Source organism: Streptomyces sp. NPDC001832, from assembly GCF_040297265.1.
In the GTDB taxonomy this organism is placed as follows: Bacteria; Actinomycetota; Actinomycetes; order Streptomycetales; family Streptomycetaceae; genus Streptomyces.
The window spans coordinates 211796-234070 of sequence record NZ_JBEOYU010000003.1 but is presented as its reverse complement, the minus strand read 5'-3'; the positions used below and the strand labels follow the sequence as shown (position 1 = coordinate 234070).

Below are 22275 nucleotides of genomic sequence, written 5' to 3'. Positions count from 1 at the left end.
AGGGGACAGCCCACTCCAGAAGGATCGCCGGGCGCAAGAAACTTCTGCGCCTCGCTCCGCCGACGGGGGCGCCGAGCCCGCCGCCGTCTTTGCCGCTCTCCTCGCCCCGGACCGCGTCGAGCAACGCTGAATACGTAGTGGGTACCCCGCCGATCCTGGGCATCACCAACGATCCGGACACCTACGGAACTTGATCATGCCCTGACCAACAACGGGGGAGACCTCTCGGTGCAGCGCGAGGCCCGCTATCTCGTACCCGAGCGTGGCGTCAGCCCGCAGCGCACCATCGACTACGCCTACGGGTGGGGAATGAACTGGACACCCGGTCGTAAATGACCCCCCGGGGGTCCGGCCGGAAATGCGGCGATCGGCCCACGGCGGGCTGCGCTCAACGGTCCGGCGCGGCCTCGGGACGGGCGTACGTACGCCCCTTCCAGGCCGCGCCCCGCCCCCGGTGGTGCTGAACCGCCGAATCGACCGTCATCAGCAGGTACAGCACAGCGGTGAACGGCAGTAGCGGCGCCAGCCACAGCGACTGCCGGTAGTAGCCCAGCATCGGCATGTACGTCCCGGTCATCACCGCCCACGCCAGCCCGCCCGCCCACGCCGCGACCGGAGCACCGCTCAGAAGCCCGGCGACGAGCGTGGCCGGCGGCGCGAGATAGACCAGCGCGAGCCCCAGCACCGTCCCGAGGAGCAGCGGCGGACTGTGCCGCAACTGGGCGTACGCACTCCGCGACACCATCCGCCACAGATCGGCCAGCCGCGGATACGGCCGCACGCTGTCCACCCGCTCCGCGAGCCCCAGCCAGATCCGCCCGCCGCTGCGCTGCACCGCCCGCGCCAGCGAAACATCGTCGATCACCGCCTGCCGGATCGAGTCCGGCACCCTGGCCCGGTCCGCGGCCCCGGTCCGCAGCAGCACACAGCCACCTGCCGCCGCGGCCGTCCGCGCCCCCTTCCGGTTCACCCACCGGAAGGGATAGAGCTGCGAGAAGAAGTACACGAAGGCCGGAACGACCAGCCGTTCCCAGACACTCGACACCCGCAGCCGGGCCATCTGCGAGACCAGGTCGAACCCGCCCGGCACGGCAGCGGCGACCAGCCCCCGCAGGCTGTCCGGCTCATGCGCGATATCCGCGTCCGTCAGCAGCAGATACTCCGGCTCCCGGGACCGGGCCAGCGAGATCCCGTGCCGCACGGCCCAGAGCTTGCCCGTCCAGCCCGGCTCCGGCTCACCGGGCGACACCACCGTTACCGGCAGGCCGCCGTACCGTACGGACAGCGCACGGGCGACGTCCCCAGTGCCGTCCTTGCTGCAGTCGTCGACGAGGAAGATCTCCGCGACCCCCGGATAGTCCTGCGCCATCAGCGACGGCAGACTCGCCGGAAGCATGTCTGCCTCGTCACGTGCGGGCACGATGACCGCCACCGACGGCCAGCGCTCCGGGGCCTCCCGGCGCGGCAGCCGCTGGTCGGTCCGCCAGAAGAACCCTTGTCCCAGCAGCAGCCACAACCATGCGGCCAGCGAACCCACGGCGATCCAGGCAACGGCACTCATTTGCCGCAGTCTGCCCCACTGTGACGGAACCGCAAGGGCGGTCGACTAAGGTGACCGGGTGAAGATCGCGCTCATGGACTCCGGAATCGGCCTGCTCGCGGCCGCCGCCGCGGTACGCCGCCTGAGGCCGGACGCCGATCTGGTGCTCTCCTCGGACCCCGGCAGCATGCCCTGGGGGCCGCGAACCCCCGAGGACGTGACCGCCCGCGCGCTGGACGTGGCCCGCGCGGCCGCCGGCCACCGTCCCGACGCACTGATCGTCGCCTGCAACACGGCCTCCGTACACGCCCTGCCGGCGCTCCGCTCCGAGCTGGAACCCGCACTGCCGGTCATCGGCACCGTTCCCGCCATCAAGCCGTCCGTCGCCGGTGGCGGCCCCGTCGCGATCTGGGCCACGCCCGCCACCACGGGCAGCCCGTACCAGCGAGGGCTCATCCGGGAATTCGCCGGCACCGTCGCCGTCACCGAGGTTCCGTGCCCAGGCCTCGCCGACGCCGTGGAGCACGCGGACGAACCGGCGATCGACCGGGCCATCGCCGAAGCCGCCGCACTCACACCGCGCGATGTGCGGGCCGTTGTCCTGGGCTGCACCCATTACGAACTGGTCGCCGAACGCATCCGCGCCGCCGTTCGGCAGCCCGGTCTGCCTCCGGTCGCGCTGCACGGCTCCGCCGGTGCCGTCGCCGCCCAGGCACTGCGCCGAATCGGGGTCGCACCCGCCCCGTCGGCGGAACCGGCCGCCGGTCTCACCGTGCTCCTCAGCGGGCGCACCGCCGAGCTGCCGGAACCCGCTCTGGCCTACGCCGAGGGGCAGCTGCTGGGGGCCGTCAGCCCCGCACGCTGACCCTGCGGACGCCATGGGCCCCGTCCCCTGCGTGCGGAATCCTGAGTACGCTGCTTGACATGAGGCACCACCCCCGAAAACCGAGGGACACCGGAGCCGACCCCCACTCCGACGTCTGGATCGGCCGGGCCACCAACCGGGCCCAGTGGGTACTCGCCGCCGCAGGCGCGGCCTGTCTGGCGCTTGGCATTCACCTGGCTGTCACTTCTGACTGGGCCTCCGGAATCGCACCGCTGCTGATGTCCGTGATCGGCTGCGTCGCCGCCGGTCTGCTCATGCTGTTCGGCACCCTCGCCTTTGTGAACGTGGCCGTCAGGGTCGACGGGGACGCTCTTGAAGTGCGCTGCGGCCACATGGGCCTGCCGCGCCGCCGGATTCTGCTCACCCATGTGGTGGGTGCGGAGTTCGCACCCCGGGTCACCCCACGCCAGTGGGGCGGCTGGGGCTACCGCTGGCGCCCCGAGCAGGGCACGGCCGTGGTGGTCCGCAGGGGTGAGGGCCTGGTGCTCCGCCTCGGTGACGGCAGGACGTTCACCATCACGGTCGACGATGCGGAAGCGGGCGTACGGTTCATCCGCGAGCGCCTGCATCTGTCGGCGACCGGCGCATCGGCCGGGGCGTGATCCACGTGGCCCGCGTCCGGTGTGGCTGAGCTTCAAGATCCGAGACCGGCTCAGAGGCTGTCGGGTGATCTCTGATCGGGTCCGCTCGCCGCGTGCGGCGGGCTGCGACCGGATCCGGCCGAGCCGATCGTATGGGGACTGGCAGACACGGTAACGGCAGCGGTCCGGATCTGTGCGGGAAAGTGGCGAAACGATCCGGCGTGCAGGGTTGCGTCACGTGATCGGGACTGCCCGGCACACAGCAGACCACCGTAGACTCCGCCGGGTGAGCGCCACCATCACTCCAGTCGACGACCCGCAGCAGCCCGTAACAACCCCCACACGCCTGGGAAGACGGCTGATATCGCGGCTCGTACGGCCTGCAGCCGCCGTGATTTCGGGGGTGCTGCTGTACCTGAGCTTCCCGCCCCGGCCCCTGTGGTGGCTGGTTCTGCCAGGTTTCGCCCTGCTCGGCTGGGTGCTGTACGAACGCAGGCTGCGCGCCGCGTTCGGCCTCGGCCTCCTCGCCGGACTGGGCTTCATGCTGCCGCTGTTGCACTGGACAGGCGAAGAGGTCGGTCCGGTGCCATGGCTGGCGCTCGCAGCGGCCGAGGCACTGTTCATCGCGGTCGGCTGTATCGGCATTGCCGCAGTCTCCCGCCTCGCCTGCTGGCCCGTGTGGGCCGCCGCTGTCTGGATCCTCGACGAGGGGATCCGGGCCAGGGTGCCGTTCGGCGGCTTTCCCTGGGGGAAGATCGCCTTCGGGCAGGCGGACAGCATGTTCCTGCCGCTCGCGGCCGTGGGGGGCACGCCGCTGCTCTCCTTCGCGGTGGTGCTGTGCGGCTTCGGTCTCTATGAAGCGGTACGTCAGTTCCGTATCTACCGCAGCACGAGTGAAATGCCCGGGGCCGCCGTCGCCGCAGCCACCGCGACCGTTCTCGTACCCATCGCCGCCGCATTCGCCGCCCAGCCGCTCGTGGACGACTCGGCCGAGGACGGCACCGCGACCGTCGCCGCGATCCAGGGCAACGTGCCGCAGCTCGGACTCGACTTCAACGCTCAGCGCCGCGCCGTTCTCGACAACCATGCGCGCCGCACGGAACAGCTCGCCCAGGATGTGAAGTCGGGCAAGGTTCCCCAGCCCGACTTCGTCCTGTGGCCGGAAAACTCCTCCGACCTCGACCCCTACCGGAACGCCGACGCCCGGATCGTGATCGACGAGGCGGTGAAGGCGATAGGCGTACCCACCGTCATCGGGGCGGTGGTCGAGCCCGACACCGGCAAGCTGCGCAACACCCTCATTCAGTGGGATCCGGAGAAGGGGCCTGTCAGCACATACGACAAGCGCCACATCCAGCCGTTCGGCGAGTACATCCCGATGCGCTCCTTCGTACGCCATTTCAGCTCCGAGGTGGACCGTGTGCAGCGGGACTTCGGCCCCGGAGAGAAGGTCGGCGTCTTCGATCTGGCGGGTACGGACGTGGGGCTCGTGACCTGTTACGAGGCCGCGTTCGACGACGCCGTACGGGACACGGTCGAGCACGGCGGCCAACTGATCGCCGTGCCCAGCAACAACGCCACTTTCGGGCGCAGTGAGATGACCTATCAGCAGCTGGCCATGTCCAGAGTGCGGGCGGTCGAGCACAGCAGGTCCGTCGTCGTCCCCGTCACCAGTGGGGTCAGCGCGATAATCCGTCCGGACGGGACGGTCGCCCAGCAGACGGAGCCGTTCACCGCGGACGCGCTCGTGGACGAGGTGCCGCTGAGGTCCTCGCTCACGCCCGCCACCCGGATGGGCGCGCTCCCCGAAGCAGTCCTCGCACTGATCGCCGTGGCGGGGCTCGGCTGGGCCACCGTCCGTTCGGTACGGCTCCGGCGGAGCCGCTGATCCACTCGCGCGCCACGTAGGGTCAAACCCATGGCTACTCCTGATTTCATCCGCGAGATCCGCGCCACCGCGGGCCAGCAACTGCTCCTGCTGCCGGGGGTCACCGCCGTGGTCTTCGACGACGAGGGCAGAGTCCTACTCGGACGCCGTTCCGACACCGGCAAGTGGTCGGTCATCGGCGGCATCTGCGAGCCGGGTGAGCAGCCGGCGGCGACAGCGGAGCGCGAGGTGTACGAAGAGACCGCTGTGCGCTGTGTGGCGGAGCGGGTGGTGCTCACCCAGGCCCTGGCGCCGGTGCAGTACGCCAACGGCGACCGCTGCCAGTACCTGGACGTCACCTTCCGCTGCCGGGCGACCGGTGGCGAGGCACGCGTCAACGACGACGAGTCGCTGGAGGTGGGCTGGTTCCCGGTGGACGCGTTGCCCCCGTTGAGCGAGTTCGGGCTCTTCCGGATCAAGCAGTCCCTGACCGACGAACCCACTTGGTTCGAACCCACTGCCCAGCAGTGACATCCGGTGCTCGCCGGGCGGGCCCGGTTCTCCGGCCCGCCCGGCGAGCACGGCTCAGACGCTTCGGGCGTCGGCCGACAGCGCCGCGGGTGCGTCCGGCTCCGCGGCAGCCCGCTCGACGTCCGCGAGATCCCGGTGCCTGGTCTCCTTGGCGCAGGCGACCGCCAGCACGGTGATGAGCGCCGCGGCGATGACGTACAGCGAGATGGGCGTCGAGCTGCCGAAGTCCGCGAGCAGCGCGGTGGCGATGAGCGGCGCCGGGGCACCGGCCGCGACCGATGAGAACTGCGCCCCGATCGACGCTCCCGAGTACCGCATCCGGGTCGCGAACATCTCCGAGAAGAAGGCCGCCTGCGGTGCGTACATGGCGCCGTGGAGGATGAGCCCGACAGTGACGGCGAGCAGCAGACTTCCGAAGCTCCGGGTGTCGATCAGCGCGAAGAACGGGAACATCCACAGCCCCACGCCGATCGCACCGACGAGATAGATGGGCTTGCGCCCGAACCGGTCCGACAGCGCGCCCCACATCGGGATGACCGCGAAGTGGACGGCCGAGGCGATGAGGACCGCGTTGAGCGCAGTCTGCTTGCTCAGGTCCGTCGCGGTGGTCGCGTAGACGAGGATGAACGCCGTGATGACGTAGTAGCTGATGTTCTCCGCCATCCGGGCTCCCATGGCGATCAGCACATCGCGCCAGTGGTGCCGCAGCACTGCGACGAGCGGCATCTTCTCGGCCGCCCCCGCAGCGGACCTGCGTTCCTCGGCCTGCGCCAGCGCGGCCTTGAACACCGGCGATTCATCGACAGAGAGTCGAATCCACAGGCCTATGAGCACCAGGACTCCGGAGAGCAGGAAGGGGATGCGCCAGCCCCATGCCTCGAAGGCCGAGTCCGACATCAACGCGGTGAGCGCGGAGAGCACCCCGGTGGCGAGCAACTGTCCCGCCGGTGCACCCGTCTGCGGCCAGGAGGCCCAGAACCCGCGCCGCTTGGCGTCCCCGTGCTCCGACACCAGCAGCACGGCCCCGCCCCACTCACCACCGAGAGCGAAGCCCTGCACCAGACGCAGGACGGTGAGCAGTACGGGAGCGGCGGACCCGACTGTGGCATGCGTCGGCAACAGCCCGATGGCGAACGTCGATCCGCCCATCATCAACAGACTGAGCACCAGCAGCTTCTTGCGGCCGAGCCGGTCACCGTAGTGCCCGAACACCAGGGCCCCGAGCGGCCGGGCGGCGAAGCCGACCGCGTAGGTGAGGAAGGAGAGGAGCGTGCCGACGAGCGGGTCCGACTCGGGGAAGAACAGCTTGTTGAAGACCAGCGCGGCAGCTGACCCGTACAGGAAGAAGTCGTACCACTCGATGGTGGTGCCGATGAGGCTTGCGGCGACGATGCGCTTGAGTGAGCGGGTGGTCGGCGGGGCGGATGCCGAGGCAGCCATGAACACCACTTCCGGGCGGTTGGCGGGGACGGTTTCGTGTCGCCACACCGTAGGAATGGGCAGGTCAGAGGCACATGTGGCGGGACACCATAGTTCTTGGGCCGGGTGTGCGCGGGGCCACTATGACAGGCACGTCGAGACTGCTTCGAGGACCGTATTGAAGGCCGGCAGGCGCCTGTCAGGATTGCGCTATTAGGCATGGTTTATTGCCCTGGTGCTGACTCCCGTGCTGGTTTGGTGCTGACCTGAAACCGCATGTCAGAACCCTGATCACCTGTCCCGTGCTGACTTGGTGCTGACTACGCAGCGTTGAACTTCGGCATTCGGGCGGATCGGGCGGGTAGTGTTCTCCCCTTCCGCGCGCCCGCGGTCAGGCCTGGCGGGTTTCTGCGGAGCACCGCCCAGGTGCGGGCCCAGTCCCCGACCCGCACCAGTGGTGCGGGCGAGGTCAGCCGGTTGGCCACCAGCGCCTCGATGACCTGTCCGTGCGTCAGATGGGAGCTCGCGCCGCCGGGACACAACTCATCGACGACCCCGGCAACATCCAGCTGGCGCAGAAACTCGGCAGCGACAGGCAGAGCGCCCAGACGCTTCTCCACCACGGACGTCACCACGCGCTCAAGGCGCTGACGCTGGGACCGTGGCCGCGGGGACCGGGAAGTCATCGACACACCTGGACCAACGCCACACCACCGGCCCGGGACACTCCCGGACCGGTCACACCATACGAATCAACGACCCGCGAAGTACGGGACTAGAGGCACTCCGGCCGCGGGGTTCGGCATACCGCGTCAGCGTGAAGCGCCGGTGTTACGGAGGGCAACGGGATTGCCCTCGCCGCTGCCTCAATGGCCCTGATCCATCTGTGTCGGCTGAGGGAAGCTCGGGTTCGGACGCTTCCGCACCTTCGCTCACAGGACCGGCCTGCCGTGCATGCTCAGGAAAGCGCGCCCAAAAAAGACGACCCGAAAGCCTCGAAAGTCCCGGAACCGCGGGCCGAGTCGCGCGAGGAGCAGCGGACGCCGCAGCTGGCCGGACGTACCCGCAGCACGCTCAACCTCCGTTCCGTCCAGCGATTACAGCGTGGCGCGGGCAATGCCGCGGTGTCGCGGCTGCTCGCCGCGCAGCGGCCGCCCGCCGCCCCCCTACGGCAAAGCCCGACGGGTGGGCCGGCCGGTCAGGGCGCCCCCGTCGGACCGGTCGGTCAGGCGGGCCAGGCGGGGCAGGCGCCGGGGGGAGCCGGCGCCCAGGAGCAGCGGCCCGGAGGCATTCCGCCGGGCCGGGTCGCTGTTCCCGGAGGCGCCCCGGGGGCCCAAGACGCCGCCGGTGACGGGGCCGCCGGGCCACGACCTGCTGTACCTCGTTTCGCCGACTCGCCTTCTGCCGGCCCTCATTCCGCCCGCCCTCCCTCCGTCAGGGAAGCGAGGGATGACGAGAAGCCGGGTCGGCCGCAGCGGGACGGTTCGCCCGCAGACGCGTCCGTGCTGCCCGAGCGGCTGCCGGACGGTGGTGCCGCTGCTGCCGCCGCCACCGTGAACGCGCGCCAGGGCGAGCTGCGGGCCGCCCGTACCAGGCAGCGGTCGGCCGCTTCGCTGCTGAAGGAACACCGTAAGGCCCAGGAAGGGGAAGGGAAAGGGGCGCCCGGACGCGAGCGGGGGCCGCATCCCGGTGAGGAAGAGGGGGAGCATGGCCGGGACCAGGATCGGGACCGGGGGCACGAGTGGCGGGACGGCGGGCAGCCTCCTGACGGGCCGGGCAGGAGCGCGCAGGGCGCTGACCAGGGAGCCGACCAGGGCGGCGACGGTTCGGGCACCGGCTTCACCGAACTGGACGTAGAGCCGCTGATGCCGCCGCTGTGGGGGCAGTCGCCGGCGCAGCACGAGGAGGAGATACAGGACTACAAGCAGGCCCTGTCCCAGGACCGCGCCATCTCCCAGGAGAAGATCGCCGCGTTCACGGCCGGACGCCGGGCGAAGTCGGCGGAGTTGGCCGGCCTGGTGCCGCAGCTCACCCAGCAGATCAACGGCGTCAAGGCGGCGGCGCTGGGGGAGATCGGCTCGGCCGAGACGTCCGGTGTGGCGGCGGTGCGGACGGCGGTACGGAATGCTCGGTCGCGCATCCAGGCGCAGGCGCGGTTGGCCCGTGCGCAGGTGGAGGCTGGTCACTCGGCGGCGGTCGCGGGGATGGGAGCGTCGGCCTCCGGCGCGCGTACAGCGATGGACAGCGGCTTTCGTACGGCGGGCGAGGCCGTCACCGGCAAGCAGGATGAACAGATCACCAGGCTCGGCGAGTTGTATGGGCGGACGGAACAACGGATCAGGGACGCCGCGAAGGAAGCGGGGGACCTGGCGGCCGGCGAGGGCAAGAAGCGCGCCGAGCAGTACCGCGCCAAGATGATCCACCGCGACGACAACTGGTGGGACGGCCCGCTCACCGACAACCGGTGCAAGGCGCGGGCGGACGCCGCCACCGCGGTCGGCGACGCGTACAGGAAGGAGTTACCCAAAGCGGCGGACGATCCCATCGCCGACATGAAGAAGGGCAGGCCGGACGCCGAGAAGACGGTCCGGCAGGTCGCCGACGACGTCCGCGAGTCCCTGGACACGGTGCTCCAGCAGAGCAAGAAGGGCCTGGCCGACGGGCACCAGCAGTCCGTCCAGGGTGCCGCCGACGCCAAGACGGCCTCGCTGCAGGGCATCGGCCAGGCCCTGGGCGCCGCCGAGGCGAGCCTGGCCCAACTACAGAGCTCGCAGATCGCGGCGATACGGGGCCAGGCGGCTCAGCAGCGGCAGGCCGTCGAACGCAACGCGGCCGGTGCCACCGCCGCGGTCGCCAGAGGGGTGACGACGGCGCGCGATGGCCTGGACCGCAGCCTCAGGGGGTTCCTCAAGATCCTCGGCCAGGACGAGACGCCCGATCCCGAGCAGCTCGAGGAGGTGTTACGGAACACCGGCGCGCAGTTCGACGAGCGGCTGGAGGGCGTGGCCGAGCAACTGCGTTCGCAGGCGGGGCAGGCCGGCGCATCGCTTGCCGCGGCGGCGAAGCAAGCGGCGCGAGGGATGGCGGAGACAGCCCGGTCCGCCTCGGAGTCCGCCGTCCGGACCGCGACGTCCACCGGCGAGACGCTGACGAGTACCGCCTCCCGGACGGTGAGCGGGCTGCGGCAGGTCCAGCAGTCCTTCGCCCGGACCGCGAAGACCATGCAGAGCGGCTACGCGGACGCCAACAAGCAGGTCCTGGAGGGCCTCGACAAGGCGTACACCGACCTCGCGGGCAAGTTCGAGCAGGGGGCGGACGGGCAGGTCAAGGCCATCGCGGACGCCTTGAAGAAGGCGGCCACGGGGACAGGGAAGGACGAGATCCACCCGAAGATCACCGAGGAGGCGGACAAAGCAGCCGCCAAGGTCAAACCGCGCTGGCACACCGTCCTCACCTTCATCGTCGTCATCGTCGTCGTCATCGCGCTGACGATCGCGCTCGGGCCGTTGGTGATCGGTGCCGTCGGCGCGATCGCCGGGACGCTGGGTGCGAGTGCCGCCGTCGCGGGCGTGATCGGGACCATCGTCGGTGGCGCCATCGTGGGAGCGGCGGCGGGCGCGGTCGGCGCGATGGTCAGCAACGTGATGAACGGCGCCCCGCTCATGGAGGGCGTCGGCAAAGCGGCCCTCTTCGGCGCCATCGGCGGTGCGATCGGCGGAGGCGCCTCGGCCGCCGTCGCCAAGACCGCACTGGGCACGGTCGCGCGTGTCACGGTCGAGATGGTGGTCGAGGTGGCGGTCGAGGTCGGTCTGGAGGCCGGCGCAGCCGCCATCACCGGCCAGCAGTACAGCTGGCAGCAGGCCATGCTGACGGCGGCCACCACGGTGGCGGCCACCGGTGTGATGGCCAACCCGCGTGTCCAGGCGCTGACGCACCGGGTCCAGCTGGGCTCGGAGAAACTCCTGGGAAACATCCGCCTCAAGGTCCCGGAATCCCTGAGTGTCAAGCCCCCCGAAGCCGACGCCCCGGACGCCCCCAAGACCCCGGATACTCCCAAGACCTCGGACGCGTCCGGCGCCCCGGATGCCCCGGGGGCGCCCAAGACCGAAGTCCCCACCCCCGACGCCCCCTCCGCCCCCAAACCGGACACCCCGGGCCCGACCCCCGACGGCGGTACCCCCGGCGGCACTCCGCAACCAGGCCGCGGCCCCGACGGCGCCACCTCCTGGAAACCCTCCGACATCGACCCCACCGGCGGCCAGGGCAGCGCCGACGGCCCCGTACGCCCCCGCGACCAGGCCGGAATCGAAGCCGAACTCCGCAACGCCCTGGGCCCGTTGGGCGGCCGCGTCGACCTCACCGTCGACCCCGACCTGCCCGGCCGCACCGTACGCGTCCACTACGACCTCGACGGCGACGGTCTGATCACCAACGTCCGCATGATCGCCGGCCCCAACGCCACCCCCACCGACATCCAGCTCCACACCCCCACCGCCCGCACCATGCTCCGCTACAGCGGCCTCTCCGGCCGCGTCCGCAACCTCCTGCGCCAGGTCGGCGAATGGATCGGTGTCCACGGCAAACCTCCGGTAGGCACCCGGGCCTGGGAAGCCCACCTCGAACTCCGCAAACTCCCCGACATCATCGCCGACCGCGCCCGCATCTACGCCGACGCCGTCCCCGCCGCCCGAGCCGAACTCGAATCCGAACTCGCCTCCCTCACCCAACAATTAAAAGAGCACGCCCAAACCCTCAAGGAATGGAACCTGGATCCGGGGCGGGGGTATGTGGCAGCCGAAAGACCGCCGAAGGATCCGCCGGATTACCACGAGTGGTACCGACTGAACAACGTCTGGTATCTCAGGCGGACGTCAGGGAATACTGACAAGCCGAAAATGTGGTACGACCCCGATACCGGGAAGATAGAGCCGGATACCGGAAGAGGAGAAGAAAGATTCCCTCCGAACACAGGAAAGGAAGAAGCCTTCGAGCTCCTGGGTGGCAAGGATCCACAGAGGTCTCTGCGTAAATTCATAGAGGCATTCGCCGGCCTGAATATAGATCCGGAGAAGATTCCGTCCGACGTTCGTAAGAATCTTCCCGAGCTTCCCGATGGATTCCTCAACAATCTCCCCGACTCCTTCATCGATCTGATGCCGGATCCGGGGGGACGGCCGTACCGTCCGGTGCGGAGTCAGGCCAAAGAGCCGATGCGTCAATGGATGATCGCGCATATCACCAGCCCGCACGTGATCAAGGGGGATCCGAGGTTCGCGGAAATAAGAAAGGGGTGCCAGACCGACCAGGATGCCATCAATGCGCTCAGCGCTGTCATGCTGCGAGATCTGAGTGCCAATCTCACCAGTGCGGACCGCGGAAGCGTGGGGGAGCGCTGGTACCAGGAGCTGTTTAAACCCGAGTACAGCCAGGTCACGGTGACCAAGAAGGAGGCGAGTGATCAGGGTATAGACATCGGCATGGAGCGTCACCTCGACAAAGTGCGTGTCGAAGGCAATGACGCGACCGCCATCGAGGTCAAGAACTACACGGGCAAACTGGATGACCGGGCCTTCGAGCAGTTGGATGCCATGCGGGACATGGTCGGCGTCGGCATGACCATCAACGTCAAGGGGAAGAATCTCACCCTCAAGGGGGCGAGGGTGCTGTTTCCGGACTACCGCGGACTGTGGGCCAACCGGGACTGGATGGTCGACTATCTCAGTGATGCCGGTAGCAGCAGCCTGAGGATTGAGGTCTACAACTCGAAAGGTGAGCGGACGGAAATATACAATGAAAATGGGAATTTATATGCAGAGCCAGGCGATGGCATCAACGGCGGCAAGGGGGTCGACCTTGCGAACGACACCGCGATCACCAAGTGGCTGGATGGACTCGGGGCATGGCTGGGTATTGAGCAGTAGTATGCCGACCCGGCGTCTGCGGAGGGAATGCAAGTGAAGCTGGGGCGAATCACCATGGCACTGCGGACATCGGCACCGGTCGCCGTTGCCGACACCTTGATGGCGTGGCGGCTGTGGGGCGATTCCACTGTCCCGCGCAAGGTGAAGGTGAATTACCGAGAGGTTTCACCCACGGCCGAATGGCACAAGCAGCATGCGAATGCGCGCGGCGTGCGTGCCACCTTCGGGGATGTGTCCGGGGGCTACCTCTCGATCCAAGCCGGAGGCCCCGCAGGGCCTCTTGTGGCGGCCTCCTTCGACTTCCCGGAGGGTCGGGAGCGCCTGGTCGAACTGCTGAGCCAGCTGCCCTTTTCGGTCGCCTCGTTCCGAACTCTCCACCCCGAGTGGTACACGCGAGACTCTCCCTACAGGGACGTGGATGTGCCCACCTTTGGGCAGAACCACTTTCCGCACGGCTGGGCCTGCGCCTTCCGAGGCGACGGCCATCGCTCGCTGGTGTCCCGTCGCTGGCTGGATCACGGTCCGTGGCAGGTGGTTCATGGGGCCAACGACACCACGCTTGTGCAATTCCACGACCTGGGCGTGGATGCGGAGACCGCTCTGTCCCAGGCCAAGCCGGCACATCGGCGCATGGGAATCACCGACGAGGGCGGCTTTCTGCAGACGCCGTATTTTTACGAGCACGACATCAGCGGCCTCTACGGCGATGACGAGCACGATCTGAGGATTGTTGTGATCGGGCGGACGGTATCGGCGCTGGAGATGCGCGACGCCTGCGCGGCGCGGCGTAATGATGCCCTCGGGCCGGAACGGCCGATCGAGACCATTGCCTATGTCTTTCCGGAACCGGCCGAGGCCCATGCGCACCTGCCCCGGCTCTGGCCGTACGAATTGGAGTGCTGGACCATCGTCGATGGCCGTGAAGTCCGCCTGGACACCGAAGAACCGCCTGAAGGGATGGGTGCCTGATATGCCCTCGGGCGGGACGGAAGGGGTGGACTCAGCGGCTCGTTTTGTGAAGTCGCTTCAGGCGGTTTTCGTCGCAGCCTCGGCGCAGGGAGACGACGCCCAGCGGATACGGGAGGAGGCGCTCGCCGCCGTCGCCGAGTGGGCGGATCCGCCCGGGGCGGCAGCGCCGGATGTCGATGTCTCGCACCTTGTGCGGGGCGTCTCCGCCGAGGGCCGGGTGCGGCTCGGTGAAGTTCTGCCCGTGATCGCGGAGTGGGTTCGCGCGCCAGGGGAGGAGACCGGGAGCCGGGTGGATGAGGCGATCGCGCGGTTGCAGCGGGAGTTGGGGCCATTGATCGCGCGGGATCGGGAGGCCGAGGAGGCGGCGGAGCAGGAGCGTCTGCGGGTTTCCGTGCGGGAGTCCATTGCCCGCCGTCTCCGTGAGTCGGGGGCCGCCGGCCCGCGTGACGGCGACTAGGTCCTGTGTGATGTCGTGATCAATCTTGCTGATCCGCATCCGCCGGCAGGGCGGATCTGGTAGGAGCGAAGTTTGTGACGCGCAGGCAACTTAACGATGATCAGGAAAGTTGGTCGAGCCGTATCTGCCGATCGGCAAGTACGGCCCGTACCCCGATCGGCTGCGGGATCAGTTCGAAGGGGTGATCTGGCGGTTCCGGTCCGGTTCCCAGTGGCGTGAGATGCCGAGCGAGTTCGGGCCCTGGCCCACCGTCTACGGACGCTTTCGGGTCTGGCGGAACGCCGGTGTCTTCACCACGCTTCTGGAGGGCCTGATCGCCGAGGCCGCCCGCCAGGGGGAATCGGACTTGTCCCTGGTGTCAAGCCCCGGGTTTCGTGGACAGTGAATCAGCTGGTGTTCAGGGTGAGTTCTGGGGCGGCTATTGCGACGTGACGGGCTTCGAACTCGGTGGGTGGGACGTGTCCGAGCTCTCCGTGGAGACGTCGTCGGTTGAACCAGTCGACCCGCTCATCGCGCAGGCTCCGGGCAGAGGCGGGCCGGCTGGTGGCGGCGTAGTAGGTGCTCGGCGCGATCTCGGCGTCCGTCCCCTTCAGGACGTCGCAGATCGGCTGGACGCCGAACTCTTCTTTATGCTGGTCGATGTAGGCGACCTTCAGCGCAGTGGACGGTCCAGCTCCGCCGCGAAGAAAGCCGAGGCGGACTTCAGGATCGCGTTCGCCCGACGCAGTTCCTTCACTTCCCGCTCCAGCTCCGCGATGCGGGCGGCATCGGCACTCGTGGTGCCCTCGCGCAGGCCCTCGTCGGTCTCGGCCCGCTTGACCCAGGTCCGCAGGGCCTCCGGGTGCACATCGAGCTGTTCGGCGATCCGCCGAATCGCCCCAGTCCGCGCGGCAGGGTCCTTGCGGGCCTCCACCGCCATCCGCGTCGCTCGCTCACGCAAGTTCGTCGGAGTACTTCTTCGGCGCAGCCATGATGGGCATCCTTCCGGGTCTTCGATGTCTCCATCAAACCCGGGGCGGTTCAAGGGGGAGTGGATGGCCCAGGCGGGCTGTTCGATGCTGGGGCCGGCCCACAGGGTCCAGGTGGTGAGGCTGGGATGCCTTACGCCGCCCCGGCCGGGGAGAAGGGCGCGGTCCTGCGGCGTGAGCGGCTGTACCACTCGCACGTGATCGAGTGGCGCCAGGCCCGCCTCCGTCCACTTCGGCAATGCAGAGGAGGTCCGCGACCAGCGGGCCGTCGCTCTCGCCGAGGCATACGAACGCCACCCCGAACGCTTCGCCCGCCGACCGAAGCCACTCGGGGTACCCGGCCAGTCTGGATCAACGAACCGACCAAACGAAGACAAACCGAATTACGAGTTTCATAACACCGCGAACGTATCATTTGGCTTGACAACTACGTGCGCCGTGGAAAGCGCTGTTTGACCGAGTGGAGGTGGAAGACCTGCACCGCGAGCCCAGTCGCAGCGGGGCGAGCGTAGCTGACGGCAGCCTGAACTGAGAGGTGTCGGGGAGGGCGAGAGCAGCCGTGACAAAGCCGGGACGGTCCAGCACTGCCAGATGGGTCGGGTCCGGCGAGCGAGACGCAGAGGTGTACGAGAGGAACCGGCGTTTACGCCCCGAAATGAGTCACCGGCTCGAACCTGGCGGATCTGGGCCGGATGCGGTGCGCACCCAACTCCCTTGAGGGATTGGGGAACTCCCAGGCAGGTTTGTATATGCAGGCATGGGAAGCCGTGGTGAATGCCTGCGGCGTAACCACGGCGAGGCCGCCGGGGCAGAGTCGGGCGCCTACTGCGACAAACGGTCAGCAGTGAACACGGGAACCGTCCCGGATCTGCCGCCGTGCCGCGCGGCCAGCGCGGTCCGGCGGCTGGGCCCATCGTCGGCCGACCGATGCGGGACGGGGCGGAGCCGCCGTAGTAATCGGAGCCGGGGAGAGCCCGGAACAGGGGGAAGGGCGGCAGCAGTTCCGAGAAGGGAAGGAGACTGCAATGCCAGAAGACGCACCGCCGAACGGCGGCGCTCCGGCCGGATCGGCCCCGATGGGACCGTCGGGTCGGGTACTGGAGATGCAGACCAAGCTTCACCGTTGGGCGGTGGCCGATCCCGGCCGCCGGTTCGACGACTTGTTCAACTTCGTGCACGACCCGGCGACGCTGATGATGGCGTTCGACCGGGTCTCGGGCAACCAGGGTTCCCGGACCGCCGGCGTGGATGGCCTGACGGTCGCCGATGTCGAGTCGGCCCCGGGGGTGCCCCAGTTCCTGGACGCTTTGCGCGCGGATCTGAAGTCCGGATCGTTCAGGCCGCTTCCGGTGAGGGAACGCAAGATCCCCAAGCCAGGCGGGTCCGGGAAGGTCAGGAGCCTCGGGATTCCTTCCGTGGCCGACCGGACCGTTCAGGCCGCGCTGAAGCTGGTGCTGGAGCCCACCTTCGAGGCCGATTTCCTTCCGGTCTCCTACGGGTTCCGGCCCAAGCGGCGGGCCCAGGACGCGATCGCCGAGATCCAGCGGTTTGGCACCAAGGGCTACCGATGGGTGCTGGACGTCGACATCGAGGCGGCCTTTGACAACGTCTCACACCGCGCCGTCATGGACGCGATGCGGGCACGGGTCAAGGACAAGCGCGTCCTGGCGCTGGTGAAGGCATTCCTGAAGTAGGGCATCCTCACTCAGGATGGCCAGCGCAGGGACACCCACACCGGCACCCCGCAAGGAGTCATCCTCTCCCCGCTGACCTTCAACATCGCGCTGTCGGCCCTCGACGAGCACCTGCACCGCGATTGGAAGCCCGGCGGCCGGATGGATGGCCAATACCCGCGCAAGAAGCGCCGTCGTCATGGCCTGCCCAACTGGCGAATTGTCCGCTACGCGGACGATTTCGCGATCTTGGTGCACGGCTCCGCCGACGACGCCCGCGCGCTCCAGGACGAAGTGGCCTCCGTGCTCGAACCTCTGGGACTACGGCTGGCACCAGCCAAGACCCGGATCGTGCACATGGAGGACGGGTTCGATTTCCTCGGCTTCCGCATCCAGTGGAGGCGCAAGCGGGGAACCGACAAGTGGTATGTCTACTTCTTCATCGCCGCGCGGCCCGTCCGCTCGGTGAAGGCGAAGATCCGTGCCCTGACCCGCAGGACGTCCCAGGCCAATCCCGCAGACGTGCTGATCCGGCTCAACCAGATCGTGCACGGCTGGACCAACTACTTCCGGCACGCAGTCGCGAAGCATACGTTCCGGATGCTGGGGATCTTCCTCTGGCATCGAGTGATCATGTGGCTGAAGACGCTGCACCGCTGGTCGTGGAAGGACATCCGCAGCTGGCTCCTGGGACCCGATGGGTCCTGGCTGCCGATCGCGGTGGACGGGGTGGAACTGGTCAACCCGGCGCGGACGCCCGCGATCACGCGGTACCGCTACCGGGGCGACACAATCCCCACCCCCTGGACGACCGCCTGACGAACAGCCCACGGCAGGAACTGTGGAGAGCCCGGTACTCGGTAACGGGTACGCCGGGTTCGGCGAGCGGCCTGGAGAAACGGGCCGGTGGCAACACCGGTACCGCGCTCCAGGTCGACTCAACCGGTCCGGGGCCAGGTTAAGAATAGATTCGGTCCTCGCCCGGAAGAACTCCTTGCACCCAGACCGTCCAAGGGGGGTTCCCCTTCACGGAGTGCCCACTGGTCGCCCGTGTTCAGGAGCAGATCCGGTCCGGGAGTCCGCCGGGCATCCCACGGCGTTCGTCCTGAGTGAGGTCACGGCCGACGACGTCGCATAGGTGGCGTTTCCACAGGCCGGGATCGAGGCGGATCAGGTCCCCCCTGCCGTCGACGACCCGGACCAACGCCTTGCCGTCCCTGCTCGCGGCGACGAAGTGCTGGTCCTCCGCGAAGTCGTAAGAGTCGAAGTGGCTGGGGTCGTCCGCCCGCTGGAAACGCACGGAGTTCCCGTTGGCCACGAAGAACTCGGTCCCGTGCCCGGTGAAACCGAACTGGAACCCATCCCCCCAGGACATGTCGTTCGCTCCCACGGGCCCTAGCGGACCCACCACTCTGTGGGCCTCTCGCCCCGGCCGCACCGACCACAGCTCCAGCATGGACCCCTTCGTCTTCGCGGCCGCATATCGTCCACTGCTGTCGAGAAACGCGCGGTCGTCGTCCGGCGCGAGGCTGACACTCAGCGCCTTGTCTTCTTTGCCTGTGCGCAGATCGATGGCGTGCATTCTCGGGTATCCCCGGACCATGATCTGTACATATCCCGGCTCGGGGCGCCTGCCCACCGCGAAGCCGGAGTCAAGGGGCTTCTCCTCCGAGGTGTACAGCGGTGGGTTCTCCCTGGCGAGCCCGAGGTCACGCGCGTCCACGGGTTCTGAGAGCCGTCGGCCCTCCCTGGTGTTCCATCGCTCGATCCGGCTGCCGGACCGCGTGATCAGTTCGTTTTCTCTCGCGAAGAAGAGCGACAGCGGCTCCGGCTTCCCGTCCTTACTGGCAGGGGGCATGAGTGTGGTGATCTCCGCAACCTCGCGCAGGGACGGAAGGCTCCGGATAAGAATCTTGTTGCGTCCCACCACGTCGGCAACCAGAGTCTCGGCCTCGTTCACCGCCAGCACGTTGGCGGGACTGGGGTCTTCAGGCGCATCCGTCGTGGGCCGCTTCACCTCGGTCGTCACCTTGTCGGTCACCACGTCGTAGAGCACGAGCTTTTCAGCGGTGAGGCCGGAGAAGCCCCTGGTCTGGGTCACTTGGGCCACCTGGATACGACCTTCGTCGATCAGCACCGGGTTGCTGGCGATCATGTTGTACTCACTGCCGCTGATCGGTTGCAGGGACAGCCCCGTCACCGTCGTCTCGTCCCAGGTGGTGACTACTGGATGGGCTGAATCCCCGAGAAGCCGGTTGCCGAAGTTGGCCGGCTTCGACCCCATCGCCTCCCTCTCTCCCCCGCCTTGTCGATTGTCACCGAGCACCCACTCGCTGCCGTATACCGCGAAACGCTGCCCCGACTCGTTCAGAGAAACGCCATCGCAGCTGTACGAATCGCTGTTGTAGCGGTTCAGCACCCGTCCGTCACCCACGCGCACGAAACGGTATACAGCGTTGCTGCTGAAGCCGTCCTTGTTGGGCTCCACCCGGCACCAGGCCAGCACCCCACCGTTGCCCGAGAGACTGGCCGCGGGGGCGCTGTAGACCTCAGGGGTGGGACTGAAGGTCCCCATGCCGGTCGCCAGCTCGCGGATCCTGCCGGTACCAATGTTCACCGCCACGAACGCGTACTTGTCGGCTTTGCGCCGCTGGGCCACCAGCGTGTCGCCGTCGGATCCGAACCACACGGCTTCGAACGCGGGCAGCCGCGAGGGAAGTCCCTCATGCCGTCCCGTCTCCAGATCCCACAGCCGCAGCCGCCCGTCGGCTGCCACCGTGACCACTCGCCGGGCGTCCGGGGAGAAGTCCGCGGTGTGGACCTGATCGCTGCTGTGCCCCTGTTCCTCAGCCCTGCCCTTGAACTCGCCGTCGCGGATCGTGTGTGCCGGCCCCAGCAGTTCCGCCGTACTGTCTGCCTCCGGATCGAGGTCGTGCCATACCAGCGCGCCTGCTCCCGACGTATAGGCGATACGCCGCCCGTCCCTGCTGACCATGGGGCGGAAGGCCATCTCGTTGAGACGAAGCCGCGTACTCGTGATGCTCTTCCCGGCTCTGCGGACGAATAGTGACGCACGCCCGAGCTGGGTCGTCGTCAGCGTCACCGTGCCGTCGGTGCTCATCGCTGTATCGACGATCTTCCCCTCGGTGCCGCTGAGCACCCAGTCGGCCCGCTTGAACCGGTCGTATCCGCGCAGCACGGCGTTGCGGGCCTCCTGCGTCGGCGCGATCTCGTACGCCGCCACGGCGACGAGTGCGGCCTGTCCCGGATCACTCCTGTCCAACTGGCCCGCGAGGACGGCCATCGCCCGGGAGCGTGCCTCCGCGTCCCGCCGCTCGCTGACCTGCCCCTGGTAAACGAGGAACGTACCGAGCCCGGCGATCACCGCGAGCACCACGGCAGTTGCGATCCACGCGGCGCGCAGCCGGTTCCGTCTCACGCGGCGGCGCTGTCGCGCGAGTTTGAGGAAATTCCTTTCGTCCGGGTCAAGTTCTTCCTCCCGGTTTTTCAAGTGCCGCTCGATACTGGCGAGTTGGAGCACGCCGGGTAACAGCCCTGTTGCCTTGTCCCCGTCGGCCCACCGCTCACGCTCATGGGCGAGTTCCCACCGCGCCGCCAGGAACTCGATGTCGGATCGCACCTGCTCCTGGAGGGCCGGCCATTCGGTGACCAGCGCTTCATGGGCTAGTTCGACGGACTCTGGTTCTCTCTGCCCGCCGTGGACGACGAGCAGTCGGCGCTCGGAGCTGGCGAGCCGGATCGCGATGTCCCATCGCTTGTCGCCCGCCTCCTGTCGGGTGAGCCTGCGGCGCAGCGGATGAGGGCTGCCGGGCAGCACCCGGACGAGCCCGGTGAGCAGCCGACTCGCTTCGCCGTCCTTCTGTTTCTCCTCGTCTGTGACGCACTCGTCCCAGGCCTGCGTGGCATGGCCTGCCAGCGCGCCGGAGACACCGCCAGCCTCCTCGTACGTCGCCGTCCGGAGGCGGCCGCCCTCCTTGCCCTCCCATAGCTTTTCCAGGACGAAGCCGAGGAGCGGCAGTGTTCCGGCTTCGCTGCCGGCATCGTCCAGGATCCGTTCGATGAGCCCTGGTTCGCACGTCACGGCGACGCCCGGGAGGTCATTCAGCGGCTTGGTGATCACATCCCTGAGCTGCTTGCGGGACATCGGCGTCAGCGGCTGGGTGTCTCCGCGATGCAGCGCGGGACCGAGGCTCGGGTGTCTGAGGGCGGCGTCGATGAAGTCGGCCCGGAGTGTGACCAGGATGCTGGGCGCGCCGATCGGACGGTTCTCCGGGAAGAGCACATCGACCGCCTGGGCGACCTCGGTGTCCTTGCCGGCGAGCAGTGCTTCGGCTTGGTCGAGTACGACGAGGAGCTTGCCGCCCGACTTCCCGCGCAGGCGATGGAGAGTGTCCACGAGCCCCAAATCCGTGAGCCACTCCTGTACTTCACCGGCATTCCGCGCCCCGTGCCGCCCAGAGCCGTACGTCTCGTACAGCTCGGTGGCCAGCGCGGCCAGCGGCGAGGAGACTGACCCGGCGTCCACCACCAGGACGTCGTATCCCTTCTCACGCATCTTGGGCACTACACCGGCCAGCGCGAGCGACGACTTGCCCGAGCCCGACGGCCCGTACACGGTGACGCTCGGGAGCCCGCCCAGCAGGGCTCTGGTCACCTTCGCCTTGTCGTCCTCACGGCCGAAGTAGACTTCGGCGTCGCATTCTTGAAAGGTCTTGAGGCTTCGGAAGGGCGACGGCGGTTCCACGATCTTCTCGAGTTCGGGGATGAGCCTCAGCACCGTGCTCGCGCGGATCACGAACGTCTGTTGGGCCTCGTTGGGCCCCCGCTGGGTCACCGCGACGAGGCCCACGACCGTACGGCCGTGGGAATCCCAGACAGGGCTGCCGCTGAAGCCCTCCTCGATGTAGGGCCTGGTCTCGTCGGTCCGAGAGAGCTGTCGCCAGCCCTCCTCCGTCGGCCCGCCGAGGACTCCCCAGTACCAGGATCCACCCGGCCGTCGTCCCGTGAATCCGACGATGCCAACTCTCTTGTCCCAGGCGGTCGCGGGTTCGGCCAGGGCCAGCGGACGGCCGCCCGGAATGGCGCCCCGTACCCGCAGGACCGCGACGTCTCCGGTGCTGTCGTCCATTTCCTCGATGCAGTGTTCGACCTCGGCGGTCCAAGACCGCCCCGCCAGGTCCGCGTCCAGCGGCATGTCCAGTGTGACTGGGGTCCTGGACGCCACGTTCGTCGTGCCGTGTTCTTCCCCCGAGGCGTACGCCACCACATGGGCGCAGGTCAGCACGACATCCGGTGCCAGGAGGAACCCGGCGCCCACGGGCTCACCGTCCTGTCCCTTGATCCGGACGACCGACGAGACCAGCGCCTCGTCAGGCTCCTGCGGCTCCGGCTCCGACCCCGTCACCTGGCCTCCGTTTCACCACGGCCCAACAATTCTCACTG

The 22275-nt window shown here is 68.3% G+C and carries 13 protein-coding genes, 3 pseudogenes and 1 other annotated feature; of the genes and pseudogenes, 11 read left to right on the top strand and 5 right to left on the bottom strand.

Going from position 1 to position 22275, the window contains the following annotated elements:
- Positions 1-201: 201 nt before the first annotated feature.
- Positions 202-336 (top strand): annotated as a pseudogene (locus tag ABT115_RS04630) (Tellurium resistance); the annotation flags it as partial.
- A gap of 52 nt (positions 337-388) precedes the next feature.
- On the opposite strand, the gene ABT115_RS04625 reads toward ABT115_RS04630, so the two are convergent.
- Positions 389-1561 (bottom strand): glycosyltransferase, encoded by a 1173-nt coding sequence (locus ABT115_RS04625; RefSeq protein ID WP_351783991.1) that lies wholly within the window; start codon positions 1559-1561, stop codon positions 389-391.
- A gap of 58 nt (positions 1562-1619) precedes the next feature.
- Here ABT115_RS04625 and ABT115_RS04620 point away from each other — a divergent pair, with 58 nt between their 5' ends.
- From ABT115_RS04620 to ABT115_RS04605, 4 genes are all read left to right on the top strand, one after another.
- Positions 1620-2405 carry a glutamate racemase gene (locus ABT115_RS04620; RefSeq protein ID WP_351783989.1) on the top strand — a complete coding sequence of 262 codons (786 nt, stop codon included), beginning with the start codon at positions 1620-1622 and terminating at the stop codon, positions 2403-2405.
- 59 nt (positions 2406-2464) lie between these two features.
- A complete protein-coding gene (locus ABT115_RS04615) occupies positions 2465-3028 on the top strand; it encodes a hypothetical protein (RefSeq protein WP_351783987.1) in 564 nt (187 codons plus the stop codon).
- Between the two features lie 265 nt (positions 3029-3293).
- Positions 3294-4895 (top strand): apolipoprotein N-acyltransferase, encoded by a 1602-nt coding sequence (gene lnt, locus ABT115_RS04610; protein WP_351783985.1) that lies wholly within the window; start codon positions 3294-3296, stop codon positions 4893-4895.
- Between the two features lie 30 nt (positions 4896-4925).
- A complete protein-coding gene (locus tag ABT115_RS04605) occupies positions 4926-5405 on the top strand; it encodes an NUDIX hydrolase (protein WP_351783983.1) in 480 nt (159 codons plus the stop codon).
- 54 nt (positions 5406-5459) lie between these two features.
- On the opposite strand, the gene ABT115_RS04600 is transcribed toward ABT115_RS04605, so the two are convergent.
- Together ABT115_RS04600 and ABT115_RS04595 are read right to left on the bottom strand one after the other, a co-directional pair.
- Complete coding sequence (locus ABT115_RS04600; RefSeq protein WP_351783981.1) at positions 5460-6845, bottom strand: MFS transporter; 1386 nt, start codon at positions 6843-6845, stop codon at positions 5460-5462.
- A 299-nt stretch (positions 6846-7144) separates the two neighbouring features.
- Positions 7145-7447, bottom strand: a complete 303-nt coding sequence (locus tag ABT115_RS04595) for a DUF4277 domain-containing protein (RefSeq protein ID WP_351783979.1) — start codon at positions 7445-7447, stop codon at positions 7145-7147.
- A gap of 879 nt (positions 7448-8326) precedes the next feature.
- On the opposite strand from ABT115_RS04595, the gene ABT115_RS04590 reads away from it, so the two are divergent.
- From ABT115_RS04590 to ABT115_RS04575, 4 genes and pseudogenes are all read left to right on the top strand, one after another.
- Complete coding sequence (locus ABT115_RS04590) at positions 8327-12745, top strand: hypothetical protein (RefSeq protein ID WP_351783977.1); 4419 nt, start codon at positions 8327-8329, stop codon at positions 12743-12745.
- Positions 12746-12778: 33 nt separating this feature from the next.
- Entirely contained in the window at positions 12779-13714 is a 936-nt protein-coding gene (locus ABT115_RS04585; protein WP_351783975.1) for a hypothetical protein, read from the top strand.
- 46 nt (positions 13715-13760) lie between these two features.
- Positions 13761-14171, top strand: a complete 411-nt coding sequence (locus tag ABT115_RS04580; RefSeq protein ID WP_351783973.1) for a hypothetical protein — start codon at positions 13761-13763, stop codon at positions 14169-14171.
- Positions 14172-14245: 74 nt separating this feature from the next.
- Positions 14246-14532, top strand: a pseudogene (locus ABT115_RS04575) (transposase); the annotation flags it as partial.
- A 202-nt stretch (positions 14533-14734) separates the two neighbouring features.
- Positions 14735-14863, bottom strand: a sequence feature (AL1L pseudoknot).
- Here the strand turns inward: ABT115_RS04575 and ABT115_RS04570 are convergent.
- Positions 14824-15111, bottom strand: a complete 288-nt coding sequence (locus ABT115_RS04570; protein ID WP_351783971.1) for a transposase — start codon at positions 15109-15111, stop codon at positions 14824-14826. (Overlaps the previous feature by 40 nt.)
- A 1053-nt stretch (positions 15112-16164) precedes the next feature.
- Here ABT115_RS04570 and ABT115_RS04565 point away from each other — a divergent pair.
- Together ABT115_RS04565 and ABT115_RS04560 are read left to right on the top strand one after the other, a co-directional pair.
- Positions 16165-17193: pseudogene (locus tag ABT115_RS04565) on the top strand (reverse transcriptase domain-containing protein); the annotation flags it as partial.
- The gene (locus ABT115_RS04560; protein ID WP_351784059.1) at positions 17170-17631 is read left to right on the top strand and encodes a group II intron maturase-specific domain-containing protein; all 462 of its coding nucleotides are present in this window, start codon (positions 17170-17172) and stop codon (positions 17629-17631) included. The pseudogene ABT115_RS04565 and the gene ABT115_RS04560, both read left to right, overlap by 24 nt.
- A 235-nt stretch (positions 17632-17866) precedes the next feature.
- On the opposite strand, the gene ABT115_RS04555 is transcribed toward ABT115_RS04560, so the two are convergent.
- Entirely contained in the window at positions 17867-22237 is a 4371-nt protein-coding gene (locus tag ABT115_RS04555) for an nSTAND1 domain-containing NTPase (protein ID WP_351783969.1), read from the bottom strand.
- Positions 22238-22275 lie beyond the last annotated feature (38 nt).